The sequence below is a fragment of the Paenibacillus phyllosphaerae genome (assembly GCF_014192105.1).
GTDB lineage: Bacteria > Bacillota > Bacilli > Paenibacillales > Paenibacillaceae > Paenibacillus_Z > Paenibacillus_Z phyllosphaerae.
In genome coordinates, this window is record NZ_JACHXK010000003.1 from 31314 (window position 1) to 47308 (window position 15995).

The following is a 15995-nucleotide window of genomic DNA, read 5'->3' on the forward strand; positions in this document are numbered from 1 at the left end:
GGGCAACCTGTTTGTACAATATACGTTCTTAATCAAAACAGGGAGGTTTACCACATGACAAGAAAGAGAAAGTGGTCCGGCGTCGTGCTGACGACTGCAATGGTTGCTGGTTTGCTTGCAGGCTGCGGCGGCAACGACAACAACGCTGGCACGAATAACGGCGGTAATGCTTCGAATTCAGGAGCAAACGGCAACGCAACGGCCGATACAACGCCGCTTACGATGTCTTATTACAGCGAGGACCCTAATCCGAACTGGGCAGGCATGCAAGATGAAGTCGGCAAACAAATCACGTCCAAAACAGGCATTACGCTCGAAGCTGAATTCGCGGTCGGCGATCCCGTTCAAAAATCCGCTCTTATCGCGACAAGCGGTGACTACCCGGACCTAATTGCAGCTAAGAACAGTATCAACAAATTCGTTGATGCAGGTGCGGTAATTGACCTGACTGATCTAATCGAAGAACATGCGCCGAACATCAAAAAGCTGTACGGCGACCAAATGGCTCGTCTGCGTTACAGCAACGAAGACAAATCGATCTATGTTATCCCAACGAATGCAGGCGTAAACCAAACCTACTTCAACGCAGGCGGCGGTTTCGAGCTTCAGCACCGCGTCGTGAAAGAGTTGGGCTACCCGACGATCCGTACCGTAAAAGATTTTGAAAACGCTATTAAACAGTATCTAGCAAAATATCCGACGGACGAGAACGGCAACCCGAACATCGGCTTGACGCTCAACGCTGACGACTGGCACATGTACATCTCCGTTACGAACCCTGCGTTCCTGACAACAGGCGCACCGGATGACGGCGAGTACTATATCGATCCGAAGACATATGAAGTAACTTACCACTTCAAACGTCCGGAAGAGAAAGAATACTTCCGTTGGTTGAACCATATGAACGCTGAAGGTCTGTTAGACAAAGAGAGCTTCGTTCAAAAGTATGACCAATACAAAGCGAAAGTCGCTTCCGGCCGCGTGCTAGGCCTGATCGACCAGGACTGGGATTACGGCGACGGCGAGAAAGCGCTGAAAGCTGAAGGCAAATTCGAATACGGCTATGGCCACTATCCAGTGACATTGTCCGAAGAATTCAAAGAAACGTCGTTCTGGCCAACCGGCTTCATGAGCGGCTACGGTATCGCGATCTCCAGCACGAATCCGGATCCGGTTCGCGCAATCAAGTTCTTGGATTACCTCGCTTCCGAGGAAGGTCAAGTTCTGGTTAACTGGGGTGTCGAAGGCAAGCACTACAATGTAGAAGACACCAAACGCGTCATTCCTGCAGATGTGAACAACCGCAAAGTCAACGATGCAGCGAACTTCCAAAAAGAATCCGGCATCGGTAACTACACGATGATTGGACCTCACTACGGCGATGGCGTGAAGGACTCGACAGGCAACTACTTCACGACGAACTTCCCAGAGCAAATCGTAGCGGGCTTCAATGATGTGGAGAAAGAAGTACTTGCCGCTTACAAAGCGACAACTTGGAAAGACCTGTTCCCGAAAGAAGATGAGTTCGAAGTGAAGCCATGGGGCGCAGCGTGGAACATTCCGGTTCCAGGCGACTCCGAAATCACGATTCTCGATGAGAAGCTGAAAACAATTACATGGAAACGTATCCCAGAGGCGATCCTTGCAACACCGGAGAACTTCGACAAAGTATGGGACGATTACATGAAAGAGCTGGACGCAGCTAACGTCGAGAAAGCAGAAGAACTTCGCGGCGAGCTTGTCAAAGCACGCGTAGAGCTGTGGAGCGGCGAATAAGGCGCGCGAGATAGCAGCAGCAAGGCATGGAGAACCCGGGGCAACCCGGGTTCTTTTGCTAGTAAGGACAATACGATCGATTGCACATGGGAAGCACCAAGGAGGAGAATCGGATTGGAGCCAAATAAAGCGAACCCGCTGCACACGCTGTGGTATAAGCAGCCTGCAACAATCTGGGAAGAAGCGTTGCCCATCGGCAACGGCCGACTCGGGGGGATGGTCTTCGGCGGGCCGGAGACGGAACGGATTCAGTTAAATGAGGATACGCTGTGGTCAGGCTTCCCGCGGGATACGAATAATTATGAAGCGATCCGGCACCTGAAGCAGAGCCGCGAGCTGTTGCTCGAAGGGCGCTATGAAGAAGCCGAGAAGCTGATTAATGACAAGATGCTGAGCACGCGGTCCGAGGCTTATATGGCGATGGGCGATATGTATGTGCAGCAGAATATGAACGGCCAGGTGAAGCAGTACCACCGCGAGCTTAGCTTGGATACCGGAATCGCGACGACGCAATTCGTGGATGAAGCGGGTGCTTACATACGGGAAGCTTTCGTCAGCAGCCCGGATCAAGTGCTTGTGTTAAGGCTTGCCGGCCAGTCCGGGGCACGGATTAATGCGTCCCTTCATCTTAGCTCCAAGCTGCAATTCGTCACAGCTGCCGAAGCGGGCGAGAACGAGTCAACGGGCAACGTCAAGCTTGAGGGCAAAGCGCCGAGCCATGTCGCGGACAATTATTTGGGCAACCATCCGAAGTCTGTCTTATATGAGGAGACTCGCGGCCTATCGTTCGCGATTTATGCACATGTATCCGCCGAGGGAGGGACGGTAGCCGTTGACGAAGAAGGCAAGCTGCACGTTCGGGATGCAACTTCCGTACTCGTCATACTAGGAGCGGCGACGAACTTTACCGGTTTTAATGTGCAGCCGCTCCAAGGCTCGAATCATCCTAGTCAGGCAAGCGAAGAGGCTGTCAAAGCTGCGGCGGCCGTCGGTTATGATCAATTGAAGCAACGCCATATTGAAGAGCATCAGATGCTGTACCGTCGGGCAAAGCTTGTGCTTGGCGACGGCAATGACGTGGCCTTGCCGACAGACGAGCGGATCAAAGCCTACGCAAGCGGAGAGGCGGATCCCGGCCTGGAGGCATTGCTCTTCCATTATGGACGTTATCTGCTCATCGCCAGTTCCAGACCCGGCACGCAGGCTGCCAACTTGCAAGGCATATGGAACGATCACGTCCAGCCGCCGTGGAACAGTAACTATACGACGAACATCAATACGCAAATGAATTATTGGCCGGCGGAAGTAACGGCGTTAGGCGAATGCCATGAACCATTGTTCGACATGATTCGGGAGTTGAGCGAGACCGGTTCGCGGACGGCGAATATCCATTATGATTGCCGCGGATGGACCGCCCATCATAATGTTGACATTTGGCGGGTATCCACGCCTTCCGACGGCGATGCGAGCTGGGCGTTCTGGCCGCTCGGCGGTGCCTGGCTGACCCGCCATCTATGGGAACGTTATTTGTACCGCCCGGATGCAGCATTCCTCCGGGAGGAGGCCTATCCGCTGCTGAAAGGAGCCGCGCTATTCGCGCTTGATTGGCTGCAGCCGCTTGCAGACGGCAGGCTGACCACGCTTCCGTCAACTTCACCAGAGAACCAGTTCCTTACGGAGAGAGGCAACCGTGTCAGCGTGTCCGTCGGATCCACGATGGATCTATCCATCATCCGCGAGTTATTTACGCATACGATCGCGGCAGCATCGATTCTCGAAATCGATGCCAAGCTGCGTGAAGAACTTCAAGATGCGCTTGGTCAAATGGCGCCGCTGCCTATCGGAGCGGACGGACGTCTCCAGGAGTGGTCGGAGCCGTTCGCCGAGGCGGAGCCAGGACATCGGCATGTGTCGCATCTGTACGGTCTCTTCCCGGGCGCCTTCATTCACCCTGAGGAGGAGGAACTGTTCGAGGCGAGCCGGCGCTCGCTCGAATTCCGAATCTCGCAAGGCGGGGGACATACGGGATGGAGTTGTGCCTGGCTGATCAATTTCTATGCGCGACTCCAAGACGAGCAGCGCGCGTATAGCTTCGTGCGTACGCTATTAACCCGTTCCATCTATCCGAATTTGTTCGATGCGCATCCGCCATTCCAGATCGATGGCAATTTCGGCGCGACGTCCGGCATTGCGGAGATGCTGCTGCAAAGCCATCTGAACGGGATCGAGCTGCTGCCGGCTTTGCCAGAACAATGGCCCTCTGGCAGCGTTGTAGGATTGCGAGCTCGAGGCGGGTTCAGTATCGATATGGCTTGGGAGGAAGGCAGAATGATCTTAGCCGCAGTGACTTCGCTATACGGCTCGACTTGTACGATTCGTTCGAAAGTCCCCGTTACGGTGGTTGGGCCGGATGGCGAGCGGCATGCCGCCGGCGAACCATTTGCGACGAAAGCGGGAGCTGTCTACCGCGTGCAGCCGATATAAAACGTCCGCCGATCAACATGTAAGCATAAGCGGAGGGCTTCTTTGTTCCTTGTGAACGAAGAAGCCTTTTTTGCGCACCGTTTCATTTCCCAGGCAATAGCAATTTATTATGATTAATATAATAGTGAACCGCGTAATGAATTTATCATTGCCTTAACTTTCTTTTCGTGGTTTAATAGTCATGTATAAACGGATGGATCGAAGCGTTGTTAGGTTTAGGCTTATACAGAGTTCTCCAAGATGGAATGCGCCCGGCGGGAGAGCTTCGCAGGCCATTTCGCATCCTCTGACTAGTTAATTATTATATTAATCCACTATGAAGGAGTACGAGCATGAGCAATCGTATCGTTATTAATGCGGATTTGAGCAAGGGCACGATCAGTCGACACATTTACGGCCATTTCGCGGAGCACTTGGGCCGCTGTATTTACGGCGGGATCTGGGTTGGCGAGGATTCCGATATTCCGAACACGAACGGCATTCGCAATGACGTACTGGAAGCGCTTAAGAATCTTCAAATCCCGAACTTGCGCTGGCCGGGCGGCTGCTTCGCCGACGAATACCACTGGAAGGACGGCATCGGTCCGCGCGAGACTCGCAAACGGATGGTCAACACGCACTGGGGCGGCGTCGTGGAGAACAACCACTTCGGTACGCATGAATTCATGAAGCTCTGCGAACTGCTCGAGACCGAGCCTTATGTGAACGGCAACGTCGGCAGCGGTACCGTGCAAGAGATGTCCGAATGGGTCGAATATATGACCTTTGACGGCGAATCGCCGATGGCGGACTTACGCCGCAAGAATGGCCAAGACAAGCCGTGGAAGCTCAAATATTTCGGCGTCGGCAACGAGAACTGGGGTTGCGGCGGCAATATGCGTCCGGAATATTATTCGGATCTGTACCGCCGTTATCAGACGTATGTGCGCAACTACGGCGACAACAAGATCTACCGCATTGCGGGCGGACCGAACATTGACGATTACAAGTGGACGGAAGTGCTCATGCGCGAATCGACTCGCTTCATGGACGGCCTGAGCTTGCACCACTACACGCTCCCGGACGGATGGGAGAACAAACAACCTGCGCTCGGCTTTGATCATACGCAATGGTTCAACACGATGAAGAGCGCGCTTTATATGGATGAACTCATTACGCGACACAGCGCGATTATGGACCAATACGATCCGAAGAAGCGCGTAGGCATGATCGTTGACGAGTGGGGCACATGGTTCCAGGTGGAGCCAGGCACGAACCCAGGCTTCCTGTATCAGCAGAACTCGATGCGCGACGCACTCGTGGCCGGCATCACGCTGAACGTATTCCACGACCATTGCGACCGCGTACATATGGCGAATATTGCCCAGACCGTCAACGTGCTGCAATCCGTCATCTTGACCGAGGGCGAGAAAATGACAGTGACGCCGACGTACCATGTATTCGAGATGTACAAGGCGCATCAGGATGCCGAAGCGCTTGAGCTGACGAAACAAACGCCAAAATACGAGATGAACGGCACTTCGCTGGAACAGATCAGCGCAACGGCTTCCCGCGGCAAAGACGGGCGCGTCAACATCAGCCTGTGCAACATCAGCCATGATCAAGCGGCAGAGCTGACGATTGAGCTTCGCGGGCTTGCGGATGCGGAACCGCACGTGCAAGGACGCATTCTTCACCATGACGACCTGAGCGCGCACAACACGGTAGATGCGCCGAATGTCGTTGCTCCGGCGGAACTGAGCGGCATTCAGATTGAGAACGGTATCCTGCGCATCACGCTGCCGGCTGCATCCGTAGCCGTGCTGCATGTAGGCTAAGGCAGGGCCAGCGCGATGAGGGCAGCAGGTCAGTCTGAAGGCTGCAAAGGTTGCAGCGCAAGCGTGCATGTCTCCGAAGAGCAGATCGACCGGATGATCGAGCGTCTCTCCCGCCACCCGGACAGCTGCGTAGCCGATTCGCAGTATGAAGATCGGCTTGCGCAATGCAACGGCTGCGACAGCCTCCAGTACGGCACGACTTGCGCTCACTGCGGCTGCTTCGTCCGCGTACGGGCGAAGCTCGCGGCGAACCGGTGTCCGAGGCCCGGCGGCGGATTGTGGAATTAGCCGGGACGGGAGTAACAGGAAGACCGCATGCTGCTTAACGTGGCGACCTGCCATCCAAGCGCGCATGCGGTCTTTCTTTTTATTGCAAATTAGCGAGTGACTAAAATATAATATCCAGCTTCTCGAATGTCCTATATATTCATGGATGCGCTTGCACTATAATGAGGGCAAATCCAACAAAAAGCAGGTGCAAACATGAGTCAAAAGCTACGTTGGGGCATCCTTGGATGCGCCGGAATTGCAAAACGAGCCGTCATTCCTGGAATTGGACAATCCGAGACAGGTATCGTTACGGCCATTGCCAGCCGTGATCTGGCGAAGTCGCAGGAAACTGCGGCACAGCTGAACATCCCGACTGCCTATGGCAGCTACGAGGAATTACTCGCGGACGACCAGATTGACGCAATCTATATCCCATTGCCGAACCATCTGCATATGGAATGGTCGATCAAAGCGATGGAAGCCGGCAAACATGTACTCTGCGAGAAACCGATTGCTTTGAATGCCCAAGAAGCGCAGCGTATGGCCGATACGGCCAAGAGCGCAGGCGTTCATTTGGCTGAGGCGTTCATGTATCGCTACCATCCATGTTACGACCGTATCAAAGATATTATCGCCTCCGGCGAGATCGGCCAGCTGCGCGGGCTTCACGGCACGTTCACCTTCAACAATGCAGGTGATTCGAAGAATGTCCGCTACAAGCGGGAGTGGGGCGGCGGATCGCTCTATGATGTCGGCTGTTACCCGATCAGCGCGGCGCGTCTTATCCTTGGCGAAGAGCCTCAGGCTGCGAGCGTTCATGCGCTGTTGTCGCCGGAACATGACAATGTCGATATGATGGCGGCAGGCATTCTTGAATTTAGCAACGGCGTTGCGTTGTCGTTCGACTGCGGCATGTGGGCCGCGTTCCGCAATACGCTCGAGATTCTCGGCACAGAAGGCCGGATTGAGCTGCCGTCGGCTTTCCTTGGCGCCAACTTCTTCGTCCACACCAAAGACGGCGTCCGCGAAGAGCAGCAGCCGACGCTGAATCAGTATGCCCTGCAGGCAGATGATTTTGCCCGCGTCGTATGGGGCCAGCAAGAGGCACGCTTCACGCCTGAAGATGCCGTTGCGAATATGAAAGTAATCGATGCATGTCTGGAATCCGCATATACCCGCAGCCGGGTAACCATTCAGCCATAAGGGGGCGCCATAGCGATGAAGACGATTGAACTGCCAGGACTGAAGCAAGGGGTCACTCAGCTCATTATGGGCTCGGATTATTTTGCACCAGAGGTATATGAGACGGTTCAAACGAATTTGGATGCTTTCACGGCGATTGGCGGCAACACGATCGATACGGCCTATATCTATTACGGCGGCAAGAGCGAGCAGGCGATCGGCATGTGGCTGGAGGAGCGGGGCAACCGCGATCAGATGAACATCTGGACCAAAGGCGCGCATCCGAATAAGGACGGCTCCCGGGTGTCCAAGGCGGCGATTGCCGAGGAGCTTGAGATCAGTCTTGAGCGGCTGCGCACCTCTTACGTCGATCTATATGCGCTTCACAGGGACGATCTGAACGTGCCGGTCGGCGAGATTCTGGAATGGCTGAACGAACATGTCGAAGCCGGCCGCATTCTTACCTTCGGAGCGTCCAACTGGACGACCGCAAGACTTGCGGAGGCGAACGCATACGCCAAGGCGAACGGGTTGCGCGGATTCAGCTTCAGCAGTCCGAACTTGAGCCTAGCCAAAGCGCAGGAGCCTTATTGGGCAGACTGTATCAGCATCGATGAAGAATCGCTCGCGTGGCATGAAGAGAGCGGCCTTCCGATTCTGTCCTGGTCGTCGCAGGCACGCGGTTTCTTCACCGGCCGCTTCACGAAGGAAGACCGCTCGGATGCCGATCTGGTGCGCGTCTTCTATAATGATGCGAACTGGGAGCGTTACGCCCGTGCGGAACAGCTAGCAAAGCAGAAAGGCGTGACGACGATCCAGATTGCGCTTGCCTATGTGCTTAACCAGGCATTCCCGACGTCTGCGATCATCGGACCGCGCAACCAGGCAGAGATGGAGTCGTGCAAGGAAGCGACGGAGCTCACGTTAACGCAGGAGGAAGTGCAGTGGCTGGATTTGAGGTGAACCGGCATGCGCCGTCTTTCATGGCGATGCGCGGATCAATCCGGAGAAATACAAGATGATGGATAAACGTGAAACTTATCAAACCTTGTATTTTGAGACAGAACTAATCGAGCTATGGCCTGAAGGCCAGGTACCTTATGCGCAGGGCCATTCGGATGAGGATCGTCCAGCGATCACGCCTTACTTGGTTGAAGGCAAAAGCCGCGGAGCGGTCATTGTCTGCCCAGGCGGCGGCTATGGGATGCGGGCGGATCACGAAGGCGAGCCAATTGCGCGCTGGCTGAATCGCATCGGCATCAATGCCTTTGTACTGCGCTACCGCGTAGAGCCTTATGCGTACCCTGCCGCGCTGCGCGATGTGCAGCGCGCGGTAAGAACGGTGCGGTATTGCGCAGCGGATTGGGGAATCGATCCGCATAAGATTGGCGTGTTAGGGTTCTCCGCAGGCGGCCATCTGACCGCTTCGGCCGGTACGCAGTACGACCGCGGCCGTGCGGAAGCGGAAGACCCGATCGAACGCGAATCCAGCCGCCCGGACCTAATTGTGCTCTGTTACCCGGTTATTACGATGCAGGACCCCTTCACGCATGAAGGCTCCAGGCGTAATCTGCTAGGCACGGATCCAACGGACGAGATGGTGCGTCAGAACAGCGCGGAGCTGCAAGTTACGGCAGATACGCCTCCTGCTTTCCTATGGCATACGGCGGATGATGGCCCAGTGCCTGTAGAGAACAGCATTAATTTCGCCATGGCATTGCGAAAAGCAGGGGTCGCGTTCGATCTGCATGTGTACGAGCAAGGCAGACACGGACTGGGACTCGCTGAAGAGGATCCGCACGTCGCCAGCTGGTCCGAAGTATGCGGGTTGTGGCTGAACCGTTACGGTTTTGCATCTGACAGTACGCAAGGATAAGTTGGGCGTGAAGCGGGGTTCGATCCGCTTAACCGACATACGGTGCAAGTGCAATATATAAGAAGAAGCCCCGGTGATCTTCAGAGGATCACTGGGGCTTCACGCTGCAGGGAATTATAGATAAGTCCATTGGAGCAAAGGCAGAAGGATGGGCTGAATGACGATCTTCAGCATCCCGGCGGACAACAAGGAGCTAAGCGAGGTCGGCTCTGGCGTTGTGGCCAGCAATTGTTCACCGTTCACCTTGTCGGTGTAGAAGCCATAGGTGCCTCTACGCATATAATCCGTCATTAATGCGGTGTCGTTTATCGTATGGACGTAGGTTTTGACAGAGGCAGCTTTCAGACGAAGCAGGAATCCGGCATTCGCTTTCGATTCGGGCAACGTGATGGCGTCAATGCGATCATAGTGCCGGACGAAACCGAGCACCTCGTCTTCGGTGTCCGGCGACTCGTAGAGCGTATAGATGTATGAGTCGAACGGAAATATAGCATCGATCTGATGGTACATCTGCTGATTGTATACCTGCGGAACGATGCGGTGCAGCAACTTGGCGTCGTGACCGGCAGCAGCTGCGATGGTTCGGAACTGTTTCTCAATTATAGCGGGGTCAACATCCTTCGTATCGGTTACGAAAGTGACGTCCGGGTATTGCTCGATCAGCTTCAGCAGTTCGCCGAATTCGAGTATGTGGTAGGCGTTATGCACCGTCAGCGACTTGACGGCTTCCAGGGAGAGCGGTTCGCCCCGCAAACCTTCTGCCGGCGGTTCCTGTTCGAACATCCGATACAGATATGGCTGCCAGTCGTGCCGCGATACCAGATAGCCGTCGGAGGTCAGCTGAAGATCCACCTCGAACACCCGGAATCCTTGGGCATAGTTGGTCTCGAATGCTTCGAGCGTGTTCGTATAAGTATGGCCGTCGATTGCTCCCAGCCCATGTGCGACGAGTTTCTCGTCGGTCCAATGCACTTCCTGCGCCGAAGCTCCGGAAGCGGTAAGCAGCATGATTGCCGATAATAAGAGCAGAATTACAGGTCTTCTCATTCTCGAACCTCCAGGTGACTAATCACGATGAGCATACGGTCTATCGCGTTATCTCAGATTTTGTAGAATCTAGCACGCTTGTTCCATCATAATTGATTGGACGTCGACGAGGAAAGACATTTTATGCGCAATAACAGCATGTATTACCCGGTACGAATCCGCTATAAACAGGAACAAACGCAACTTCTCTCGCTGCAACAAATTTGGTAATCTAGTAGTGGTAGAGGTTCTAGTTAAAGGAGCGAATACGAATGAGTGAGATCCAAGCTTACGAAGGTACATATCAAGGCGAAAAAGCAATTTGGCTGAAAGCCGGCCGTTATGAAGCAGCCCTGCTGCCTGAGATCGGCGCGAACCTGATCGCGTTCCGCGACAATGAGAACGGGTACAAATTCCTGCACGAGCCAACGGAAGAGGAGTTCCCTTCCTTCAAGGCACGTCCGTGGATTCACGGTATCCCGATACTCTATCCGCCAAACCGTTACGAAGACGGCAAATTCCCTTGGAACGGCACGACCTACCAGTTCCCGGTCAATGAAGAGCTGACAGGCAATCACCTGCACGGGTTCGTCTCCGATACGGCCTGGGAAGTAGAAGATTTCGGTCAAACGAAGACCGAGAGCTACGTCGTTGCCGCACTGAACGTGAAGGAAGGTCACCCCGTATACCAATATTTGCCCCACCGATTTACGATCAAGTTGCGTTACTCGCTGAGCAGCGACGGATTGGCGCAGCAACTGTTCGTCCGCAATGACGGCGCAGACGTCATGCCGTGCCTGTTCGCGTTCCACACGGCGATTAACGCTCCGTTCGCTCCACAAGGCGAAGCGAAAGACTATCGCGTGAAGCTGACAATTGGCGAGCGTTGGGAGCTTAGCGAGCGTATGCTGCCAACAGGCGCCTACCAGCCGCTTACCGAGCAAGAAGAGCAGCTTCGTGACGGAGGCGTCAATCCGTTCTTCGAATCGATGGACAACCACTATACTGCCGTGCCGCAGAATGGCCGCAACCGTATGGAGCTGACGGATACGAAGCTTGGCGTTACGCTCGTCTATGATGTCGGTACGTCCTACAAGCAGTGGATGATCTGGAACAATGGCGCGACGGAAGGCTTCTTCTGCCCAGAGCCGCAGATCAACCTGGTCAATGCGCCGCATGTCGATCTGCCAGCGGATCAAATCGGATTATTCAGCCTTGCCCCGGGCGAAATTTGGGAAGAGAAAGCACGTCTCTATACGAAGTAATTGATGAAGAGCCAATGACGAGGAAAGTGGTCATTGGCTCTTGTTTTGTCTTTTTATAGCAGATTAGTGTCGTTTATTCTTAATAAATGCTGAAAATTTGTCGAACGTTGTAAAGTAATCAATGGTTTCTGTCGACATATAGAATAATAGATTATTTATCGACGAGCGGGATGGGGATAAGCCTTGCGACGAGAAGGAGGACCAACGGGGATGAAGCAGCTAGAGAAACCTCTCTATATAACGGAATCGCATGCGCTTTGCCGCAGCTATAACTTAAATATATACGATGACCCGGGCTTCCATGAGTATTCGGAGGAGAAGCTTCATGCGAAGCTCGCGGAATATGAGGAAGTACTGTCGGTAACACAATACTTTATCGATCAGATGTTGAATTCGCTGGTTCAGCAAATCCCGTTGCTCATTTCCGTGAATGATGCAGACGGCATTTTTCTTCAGGTCGACGGAAGCCCGAAGATGATCGAGAAGATGCATAGCTTCGGCTTCAAAGTAGGACGCGGCTTCTCACCGCAGGATTCCGGTACGAATTGCGTCAGCATTGCCCTGCAATATAACGAATCGATCGCGCTGGTCGGCGAGGATCACTATCATATCGCGCTGCACGGTACTGCCTGTTATGCCGTTCCGTTCAATCATTACGATGGCCGTCTGATCGGTACGATCTCGATCATGACCGCAGTGGAACATCACAGCCCGCTATACCTGGCGATGCTCGGAACAGTCGTCCATTCCATCGAACGCGAGCTTCAGCTGCATCGCCAGAATAAACGGCTTCATGTGCTGAATCAGATCATTATGGATACGAAGCGCAATGCGTCGATTATAACGGACGATAAAGGGCAAATTATTGATATTAATGAAATGGCTGCGCTCGCCTTTCATTCCTGCCGCGCGGACTGGACGGGCAAATCGGCTTTCCAGATTCCTTATATTGGCCGTTATTTCCGCGATATTATCGGCAACGGCAACGTGTACGAAGAAATCGAGATTTCGATGGATGAGTTCGGGATCGTCGGTCTGTTCGATGCCAATCCGATCGTCGATGATAAAGGGGCCGTCATCGGCGCTTACGGTCAGTTCCGCGATATCACGGAACGGTACGCCGCGGAGGCTCGCATCAATTATTTGGCCTTCCATGACGAGCTGACTTCGCTGCCGAATCGGCGCATGTTCATTAAGACGGCTCAAGAAGAGATCAATAAGCCGAAGAAGCCAAGCGACGGCCAGTTGGCCTTTATGTACCTGGATCTGGACCGTTTCAAGCTGGTGAACGATTCGCTCGGCCATACCGAAGGGGACCGGCTGCTGAAGGAAGTCGCCATTCGTCTGAAATCGTGCATTCGCGAGAACGATCTTGTCGCACGGATGGGCGGAGACGAATTCATGTTCATGCTCCGTAATGTCGTAGACGAGAAGGAAATTGCGCGAATCGCTGAACGTGTCCTTAACGCCTTCGAGGCGCCGTTCATTCTAGGCGTGCATGAGTTCCACGTGACGCCGAGCATGGGCATTGCGCTGTATCCGAAGGACGGCACGGATATTGAAACATTGATGGTGCAGGCAGACAGCGCCATGTATCAGGCCAAGGCAAGCGGCAAGAATACGTTCAAATTCTACGACGCTAACATGCGCACGCTAACCGGCGATCAGTTGGCGCTCGAGACAGCGATGCGGCGCGCGATCGAGCAGAAGCAATTCTCGCTCCACTATCAGCCGCAAATGGATACGCAGACTGGCCGATTGATCGGGATCGAGGCGCTCATCCGATGGAATCACCCGACGATGGGCATGATTCCGCCGAACCGGTTCATTCCGCTCGCGGAGGAAACCGGTCTCATACTGCCGATCGGCGAATGGGTGCTGGGCGAAGCCTGCCGGCAAAATAAGGTATGGCAGGAAATCGGTTATCCGCCGGTTCGCATGTCGATTAACTTGTCGGCGGCGCAATTCACCAAGCATGATCTGATCGAGTCGATCTCGAACACGCTAAGAGAGACCGAGTTGGACCCTGAATATCTCGAGCTTGAGATTACGGAATCGATGACGATGGATGTCAATTCCACTGTGCAGACGCTTCATGGGCTCCGTCAGCTTGGCGTGCAGATTGCAATGGACGACTTCGGTACAGGATACAGCTCGCTTAATCATCTGAAGCGATTCGGTCTGCATCGGTTGAAGATCGACCAATCCTTCGTTCGGGATATTATGACCGATACGAATGATGCCGACATCGTAGGCTCGATCATCGTTATGGCGCATCGCCTCGGACTTCGCGTAATAGCCGAAGGCGTAGAGAGCAAGGATCAATACGAGTTTTTGCAAGAGCATATGTGTGACGAGGTACAGGGCTATTACTTCAGCAAGCCGCTTCCGCCGGAGGAAGTGGAGAAGTTGCTCGGTTAGACGGCGACGACGAATAAACATCAACATCACAATCATCACTGATCACCCCCTTAATTAAGAGAGGCTGAACCTGTCTACGCAGGCAAGGCCATCCCTTCATGAAGGGGGTTTTCTTGTTTCGCGCTGGTGCAACATTCCCGGGTTACTAAGGGCGCGGGTCTTAGGATATGGCCTCATTTAGTGAGTTTGTCCTACAGTCCCTCACGTGATCAAGGCCGGTTATCCTTGTCGGATGCCGGTCTTTTTGGGTTTCCAGTCCCTGGAATTGATTAACAATAACTACATATTTGATTAACAGCCGGTTTACAAACGCCTACTATAATCGGTCTTGTACATAAGGAACGCCCACAAGGCGCACCTGCTTGAGTTAAGGTTCGACACACGAACGGGGCAGGGTCATGCAAGCGATTAAAGAAAAAATCGTCGAACAAGGGAAAGGTGAACTCATTCCATGTCCATGAAGAAAACGGTCATCATCTCCGTGCTTGCCGCAGCTGTTAGCACATCGGTTGTATCGGCAGCATCTGCAGCTACTATCACAGCTGCCAACGTCCAGGTTTCCCAAAGCTTGGTCTACATTAACGACGTGCCAGCTCCAGTACGCACGATTGTAAAAGACGGCGTAACGCTCGTATCGGTCCGCGACCTGGGCGCTGCAGCAGGCGCATTGTTTGCACCAGGCGAGAATCGTGCAATTATGGCCTACATCAACGGCCATTCGATCGAACTTCACGCTGGTTCGGCTACGGTTCTGGTCGACGGCGAGCCGGTTGAGCTTGAGGCGGCAGTCGAGAATGTGAACAGCTCGCTCTATATCGAGCTGACAGGTTATGTGGACGCGCTTGGCGTGGACAGCACGACAGATGATACCGGCAGCGTATGGATTGAAACGTTCCAGAAACTCGAAGGTGCAGAAGCGCCAGTATGGCTCGATCCATCGACGATTCTTGTCAGCGTGCTGACCGAGACCGGCAGCCGTGCAGACTATAAAGTATCGACAGCGAAGGGCGAATTCACTGAGGTGTTCCGTACCGAGACTGCTTCGGAGCTTACAGCTTCGCCAGACGGCAAGAAAGCCGCATATACGGATGCGGCGGGCGCCGTTTACATCATCGACCTGGCTACGAAGTCGACAACGAAAGTAACTTCCGACGATACGATCAAGCCTGAGCTCGTATGGGCAGCGGATAGCTCCGCGATCTACTTCCTCCAAGGCGACAAAGGCTCCGTAGTTGCGAAACTCGCGCTTGACGGCACGATTACGAAAGTGCTTGAAGATAAAGTCGACTACAAATCCGATCTGGCCGTATCCACTGACGGCACGAAATTCGTCTACACCGTCATTAAGCCAGGCGCGGTAACGGCTGACGCCAGCAAGCCTGTTGAAAGTGACGACGTCGTGATCGACATGACCGGCACTGAGCCGCAATTGTACTACTTCGACGCAAGCGTGAAAGACGGCAAGCCGGTGAAACTGACGGACAAAGCGGATGACAAAGTATTCGTCGGCGCTTCGGCTGGTGCAGGAACTGCTTTCTACGTAAGCTCGGAAGAAGGCAAAGCGACCTCTTCGCTGATCGCGGTAAGCAGCGATAAGAGCGTGAAGACGTTGGTTGGCGACAAGGACGTGGTTCAAGCGGTGTACACGGGCGAGAAGCTGTACGCGTTGACGGCTACGGCTACGGGCGGCGAAATTATCGAAGTGGATCCGACATCGGGCACGGCAAAAGTTCTGTACACGGTATCCGAAGACGTATCGGAGATCGTAGCAGGCAAAGGCACTTCGATCGCGATCGTGGAGAACGGCCAAGTTAAAGTATTCCAAGACGGCAAATGGAAAGCCGTTACGAAATAATTAAAATTTAGCTTCTCAAATTG

11 protein-coding genes are annotated in these 15995 nt (G+C 53.8%); 10 read left to right on the forward strand and 1 reads right to left on the reverse strand.

The features are described from left to right. Nucleotides 1-54 precede the first annotated feature (54 nt). From FHS18_RS07865 to FHS18_RS07895, 7 genes are all read left to right on the forward strand, one after another. Nucleotides 55-1776 (forward strand): ABC transporter substrate-binding protein, encoded by a 1722-nt coding sequence (locus FHS18_RS07865; protein ID WP_183598781.1) that lies wholly within the window; start codon nucleotides 55-57, stop codon nucleotides 1774-1776. A 114-nt stretch (nucleotides 1777-1890) separates the two neighbouring features. After that, on the forward strand, nucleotides 1891-4260 hold the full coding sequence (locus tag FHS18_RS07870) for a glycoside hydrolase family 95 protein (RefSeq protein WP_183598783.1): 2370 nt from the start codon (nucleotides 1891-1893) through the stop codon (nucleotides 4258-4260). A gap of 332 nt (nucleotides 4261-4592) precedes the next feature. Beyond that, entirely contained in the window at nucleotides 4593-6077 is a 1485-nt protein-coding gene (locus FHS18_RS07875) for an alpha-N-arabinofuranosidase (protein ID WP_183598785.1), read from the forward strand. A 15-nt stretch (nucleotides 6078-6092) separates the two neighbouring features. Continuing rightward, entirely contained in the window at nucleotides 6093-6365 is a 273-nt protein-coding gene (locus FHS18_RS07880; RefSeq protein ID WP_183598787.1) for a DUF6171 family protein, read from the forward strand. Nucleotides 6366-6560: 195 nt separating this feature from the next. Beyond that, nucleotides 6561-7550, forward strand: a complete 990-nt coding sequence (locus FHS18_RS07885; protein ID WP_183598789.1) for a Gfo/Idh/MocA family protein — start codon at nucleotides 6561-6563, stop codon at nucleotides 7548-7550. Nucleotides 7551-7565: 15 nt separating this feature from the next. Continuing rightward, nucleotides 7566-8492: an aldo/keto reductase gene (locus FHS18_RS07890; protein WP_183598791.1), complete on the forward strand. Its 927-nt coding sequence runs from the start codon at nucleotides 7566-7568 to the stop codon at nucleotides 8490-8492. 55 nt (nucleotides 8493-8547) lie between these two features. After that, a complete protein-coding gene (locus FHS18_RS07895) occupies nucleotides 8548-9405 on the forward strand; it encodes an alpha/beta hydrolase (protein ID WP_246427532.1) in 858 nt (285 codons plus the stop codon). A 114-nt stretch (nucleotides 9406-9519) separates the two neighbouring features. Here FHS18_RS07895 and FHS18_RS07900 read toward each other — a convergent pair whose 3' ends face one another. Next, a complete protein-coding gene (locus tag FHS18_RS07900; RefSeq protein WP_183598793.1) occupies nucleotides 9520-10452 on the reverse strand; it encodes a phosphatidylinositol-specific phospholipase C/glycerophosphodiester phosphodiesterase family protein in 933 nt (310 codons plus the stop codon). A 251-nt stretch (nucleotides 10453-10703) separates the two neighbouring features. On the opposite strand from FHS18_RS07900, the gene FHS18_RS07905 reads away from it, so the two are divergent. From FHS18_RS07905 to FHS18_RS07915, 3 genes are all read left to right on the forward strand, one after another. Then, nucleotides 10704-11696 carry an aldose 1-epimerase gene (locus FHS18_RS07905; protein WP_183598795.1) on the forward strand — a complete coding sequence of 331 codons (993 nt, stop codon included), beginning with the start codon at nucleotides 10704-10706 and terminating at the stop codon, nucleotides 11694-11696. Between the two features lie 210 nt (nucleotides 11697-11906). After that, a complete protein-coding gene (locus FHS18_RS07910) occupies nucleotides 11907-14117 on the forward strand; it encodes a putative bifunctional diguanylate cyclase/phosphodiesterase (protein ID WP_183598798.1) in 2211 nt (736 codons plus the stop codon). Between the two features lie 451 nt (nucleotides 14118-14568). Continuing rightward, the gene (locus FHS18_RS07915) at nucleotides 14569-15972 is read left to right on the forward strand and encodes a TolB family protein (RefSeq protein WP_183598800.1); all 1404 of its coding nucleotides are present in this window, start codon (nucleotides 14569-14571) and stop codon (nucleotides 15970-15972) included. The last annotated feature ends 23 nt before the right edge of the window (nucleotides 15973-15995 follow it).

Excerpts from the sequence above, each read along its gene's own strand:
- FHS18_RS07865 (WP_183598781.1), top strand. The coding sequence starts at position 55 with ATGACAAGAAAGAGAAAGTGGTCCGGCGTCGTGCTGACGACTGCAATG.
- FHS18_RS07875 (WP_183598785.1), top strand. The coding sequence starts at position 4,593 with ATGAGCAATCGTATCGTTATTAATGCGGATTTGAGCAAGGGCACGATC.
- FHS18_RS07880 (WP_183598787.1), top strand. The coding sequence starts at position 6,093 with ATGAGGGCAGCAGGTCAGTCTGAAGGCTGCAAAGGTTGCAGCGCAAGC.
- FHS18_RS07885 (WP_183598789.1), top strand. The coding sequence starts at position 6,561 with ATGAGTCAAAAGCTACGTTGGGGCATCCTTGGATGCGCCGGAATTGCA.
- FHS18_RS07890 (WP_183598791.1), top strand. The coding sequence starts at position 7,566 with ATGAAGACGATTGAACTGCCAGGACTGAAGCAAGGGGTCACTCAGCTC.
- FHS18_RS07895 (WP_246427532.1), top strand. The coding sequence starts at position 8,548 with ATGATGGATAAACGTGAAACTTATCAAACCTTGTATTTTGAGACAGAA.
- FHS18_RS07900 (WP_183598793.1), bottom strand. The coding sequence starts at position 10,452 with ATGAGAAGACCTGTAATTCTGCTCTTATTATCGGCAATCATGCTGCTT.
- FHS18_RS07905 (WP_183598795.1), top strand. The coding sequence starts at position 10,704 with ATGAGTGAGATCCAAGCTTACGAAGGTACATATCAAGGCGAAAAAGCA.
- FHS18_RS07910 (WP_183598798.1), top strand. The coding sequence starts at position 11,907 with ATGAAGCAGCTAGAGAAACCTCTCTATATAACGGAATCGCATGCGCTT.
- FHS18_RS07915 (WP_183598800.1), top strand. The coding sequence starts at position 14,569 with ATGTCCATGAAGAAAACGGTCATCATCTCCGTGCTTGCCGCAGCTGTT.